Origin of the sequence: Desulfitobacterium sp., from assembly GCF_034927245.1 — a bacterium.
GTDB lineage: Bacteria > Bacillota > Desulfitobacteriia > Desulfitobacteriales > Desulfitobacteriaceae > Desulfitobacterium_A.
Genome location: NZ_JAYFQK010000072.1, coordinates 1 through 3,860, shown reverse-complemented (window position 1 = coordinate 3,860; position 3,860 = coordinate 1). Strand labels below are relative to the sequence as shown.

Annotated in this window: 5 protein-coding genes; all 5 read left to right on the top strand. The window is 45.6% G+C overall.

Features of this window, described 5'->3' with window-relative positions:
- Positions 1-19: 19 nt before the first annotated feature.
- A complete protein-coding gene (dsrB, locus tag VB077_RS15745) occupies positions 20-1,078 on the top strand; it encodes a dissimilatory-type sulfite reductase subunit beta (RefSeq protein ID WP_323416210.1) in 1,059 nt (352 codons plus the stop codon).
- 37 nt (positions 1,079-1,115) lie between these two features.
- Entirely contained in the window at positions 1,116-1,337 is a 222-nt protein-coding gene (locus VB077_RS15740; protein WP_323416209.1) for a hypothetical protein, read from the top strand.
- Between the two features lie 157 nt (positions 1,338-1,494).
- Positions 1,495-2,070, top strand: a complete 576-nt coding sequence (locus VB077_RS15735) for an RsbRD N-terminal domain-containing protein (protein WP_323416208.1) — start codon at positions 1,495-1,497, stop codon at positions 2,068-2,070.
- On the top strand, positions 2,067-3,068 hold the full coding sequence (dsrM, locus tag VB077_RS15730; protein WP_323416207.1) for a sulfate reduction electron transfer complex DsrMKJOP subunit DsrM: 1,002 nt from the start codon (positions 2,067-2,069) through the stop codon (positions 3,066-3,068). The genes VB077_RS15735 and dsrM overlap by 4 nt, the downstream gene beginning before the upstream one ends.
- Positions 3,069-3,077: 9 nt before the next feature.
- Positions 3,078-3,860, top strand: a 783-nt coding sequence (locus tag VB077_RS15725) for a (Fe-S)-binding protein (RefSeq protein ID WP_323416206.1), incomplete at its 3' end; no start/stop codon positions are given.

The following is a 3,860-nucleotide window of genomic DNA, read 5'->3' as shown; positions in this document are numbered from 1 at the left end:
ACGGAGAGGTGGATTTAAGATGGCTAAAACAGATCAGGGACCTGTGTATTATAAAGATATGCTTCCCCCGGTGATTCTCGAAAACTACGGAAAATGGCGCTATCATGAGATCCCTAAGCCGGGTGTTCTTAAACACGTATCAGAGTCCGGTGCAGAACTCTATAGTGTTCGTGTTGGATCGCCACGCTTAGTGAGTTTAGATTTTATTCGTGATCTTTGTGATTTAGCAGATCAGTATTGTGATGGATATCTTCGTTTCACAGCGCGCCACAATGTTGAATTTTTAGTCTCCGATCCCGCGAAAGTTGAGCCCTTAATTGGTGCACTCCAGGCAAAAGGTCTCCCTGTAGGCGGAACGGGAAATGCTCTGAGCAATATTGTTCATACGCAAGGATGGGTTCACTGCCATACACCGGCAACCGACGCGTCCGGCGTTGTTAAATCCGTTATGGATGATCTCTATGAATATTTTGTGACGATGAAACTGCCTGCACAACTTAAGATCAGCCTTGCTTGCTGCTTGAACATGTGCGGAGCAGCCCACTGCAGTGATATTGCCATCGTCGGTGTGCATAGGACACCTCCTAAGATCAATGATGAGATCATTCGCAAAGGGACAGAAATTCCGACTCTTGTTGCTTCCTGCCCGACCGGCGCAATTCGTCCCAATCCGAAGGAAAAATCAGTGGTCGTTAACGAAGCAAAATGCATGTATTGCGGTAACTGCTATACGATGTCACCTGCTATGGAAATTGTTAACCCTGATAATGACGGAATTGCCATCCTCGTTGGAGGTAAAGTCGCGAATGCTCGGACTAACCCGATGTTCTCAAGAATGGTGATCCCCTTCATTAAGAACAACCCGCCGCGTTGGCCTGAAGTAACTGAAGCGATCCGCAACATCGTCGAAACCTGGGCTGCCAATGCCCATAAAGGGGAGCGTATGGGTGAATGGATTGAACGGATTGGTTGGGAGAAATTCTTCACGCTAACCGGAATTCCATTCTCGGATAAATTGATCGATGACTTCATTTTCTCAAGAGAAACATTCCGTACGTCAGCTGCCTTTAAATATTAATCAACGTAACGAACTCAATGAAAGGGGGGGATTCCTAATGGAAAAAGGACCAGCCAACCCCGAGATTAAAGAAAAGGTCTTGGCTTATCTGGACACGGTAGAAAAGGCGAAAAGCAAAGAAATCGCAGCACAAATCGGTGAGAAAAAAGCCGATGTAGACCTAGCAGTAAAAGAACTCGCCATGGAGGAAAAAGTAGAGTATCTCTACATTACCACTACCTTTGTTGCCCTTAAAGGAAAAGTCAAAGAACCAGGGTGATAGTTCGGATGCGGTTTTTCTTTCTTACTGCAGGCAGAGTTTACTCTCCTGCAGTAAGCACCCCATCCCAAAGAGGATTCAGAGATTTGTATCGTTTTGATAAAATAAAGGTATCACATGAATGCATTTGGTTATTAACTTCAAGGAGTTGGCGGAGATGGAAAAAGAGCTGAGGGGCCTGATTGAGGAGAAAAAACCAATAATTATTCAAAAATGGTTTGATGCTATCATGGATACCTATCCGGCCGACACATCAGGGTTTTTGAGGAAACAAAAAGATCAATTTAGAAATCCGGTAGGTCATACGATTACCCAAAGTATAGATCAGATTTTTACAGCCCTTCTTCAAGATAAAGAGAGCGCAGAGATGAACGATTTTTTAACGGACCTTATTAAAGTAAGAGCTGTTCAAGAATTTACCCCTTCACAGGCGCTTGGATTTATATTTCCCTTAAAAAAGATTATTCGAGAAGAATTGGGTGTCACAATTGAAGAACGCCAATACTCAAAAGCACTTTTGGCTTTATACGAGAAAATTGACGAACTGGCTCTTTCTTCTTTTGATATATACTCCCAATGTCGTGAGCAGCTCTATGAGCTAAAAGTTATGGAATTTAAGAACATGACAACTAGATTACTAAAGAAAGCGAATTTAGTCTCCGAGTTACCTGATGAAGAGCCGAATGATAAGGAGCTAGACGCAAAAACCACAAGAAAAGAGGGTGTAAAGTGAAGGCCTTATTTTCTTTAATCGTTGTATTGGTATTAGCCGGGATCGCTTATGCAGGAGCCGGTCTCGCTCATTTACAATTTATCTTTGGGGTTGTTATTCCCTATCTTGCCCTGGTTCTGTTTTTGGGTGGATTTATCTATCGCATCGTCAAATGGGCAAATACTCCGGTTCCTTTTCGAATCCCGACGACCTGTGGCCAGGAAGAGTCGCTGTCCTGGATTAAGCAGAATAAGATTGACAATCCCAGTACCAAACTCGGCGTTTTTCTGCGCATGGTTTTGGAAGTGCTGTGTTTTCGGTCGCTGTTTCGCAATACGAAAACGGAATTACGGGTCGATGAGAATGGACCTAAAATAGGTTACGGATCAAGTCAATGGCTATGGCTGTTTGCCTTATGTTTTCATTGGTCTTTCCTGATCATTATTCTGCGTCACCTTCGCTTGTTCCTCGAACCGATTCCGGCGTTTGTGACAATTTTAGATCAAGTCGACAGCGTCTTCGATCTTGGGCTTCCGGCCCTCTATATTACGGATGTCTTATTCATCGGCGCTCTTTTATACCTTTTCTTAAGAAGAATCGTGATCCCCCAAGTGAGATACATTTCCCTGGCGGCCGATTACTTCCCGCTCTTTATGCTTCTGGGAATTGGGACAACGGGAATGCTGATGCGCTATGCGTATCGCATCGATCTCGTTGCGATTAAGGAAGTTGCCATGGGGCTGGTCACCTTTAATCCGGTCATTCCCAGTGGCATTGGGAGTCTATTCTATGTTCATCTCTTCTTAGTCAGTTCGTTATTTGCCTATTTCCCGCTGAGCAAACTGATGCATATGGGCGGCATCTTTATGAGCCCCACCCGCAATATGATCAATAACAATCGAAGGGTGAGACATGTTAACCCCTGGAACTATCCGGTCGAAGTTCATACGTACGAAGCGTATGAAAATGATTTCAGAGATAAGATGATCAAGGCGGGAATACCGGTGGAGAAGGAGTGAAACGAGGAAATGGCAAAATATAAGCTCCCAACAACTCAAGAATTATCCAACATTAACTATAATCCCCCCGAAACGGAATGGATGAAGACTCCGGTCACCTTTAAAACCGGGACCTTTGCTCATGCCGCGAAACCGAAGAATATTGAAGCGGTGGGAATGCCAAATGCTCGGGAATGGTCGCCGGCGGATGAGGACTGGAAACTGCCGGAGAATTGGAAAGAAACGGTTCTGGAAGGCATGGCCGAACGTTTGAGCAAATATCGTTCCTTCCGGATTATGATGGATGTGTGCGTGCGCTGCGGAGCCTGCGCCGATAAATGTCACTTTTATATCGGTTCGGGCGATCCCAAAAATATGCCGGTACTGCGGGCCGAACTCTTACGCTCGGTGTACCGCAAATACTTTACAAAGTCCGGGAAATATTTAGGCAAGCTGGCCGGAGCCCGCGAGCTCACCCCGGAAGTCATCAAGGAATGGTGGTATTACTTCTATCAATGTACAGAATGCCGCCGCTGCTCCGTCTTCTGCCCTTACGGCATTGACCAAGCCGAGATCACGATCATTGGCCGCGAACTGCTCAACCTCTTGGGTCTGAATATTGACTGGATCGCCGGTCCGGTGGCCGCCTGTTACAATAAGGGAAATCACCTCGGACTGGAACCCCATGCCATCACCGGCAATATTGAAATGATGTGTGATGATATCGAAGACATTACCGGAATCCGAGTCAATCCCACCTTTAATCGTAAAGGCGCGGAAATCCTCTTTGTGACCCCCTCAGGGGACTTGATG

Coding starts and splice junctions, on each gene's coding strand:
- VB077_RS15740 (WP_323416209.1), top strand. CDS start 1,116: ATGGAAAAAGGACCAGCCAACCCCGAGATTAAAGAAAAGGTCTTGGCT.
- dsrB (WP_323416210.1), top strand. CDS start 20: ATGGCTAAAACAGATCAGGGACCTGTGTATTATAAAGATATGCTTCCC.
- VB077_RS15735 (WP_323416208.1), top strand. CDS start 1,495: ATGGAAAAAGAGCTGAGGGGCCTGATTGAGGAGAAAAAACCAATAATT.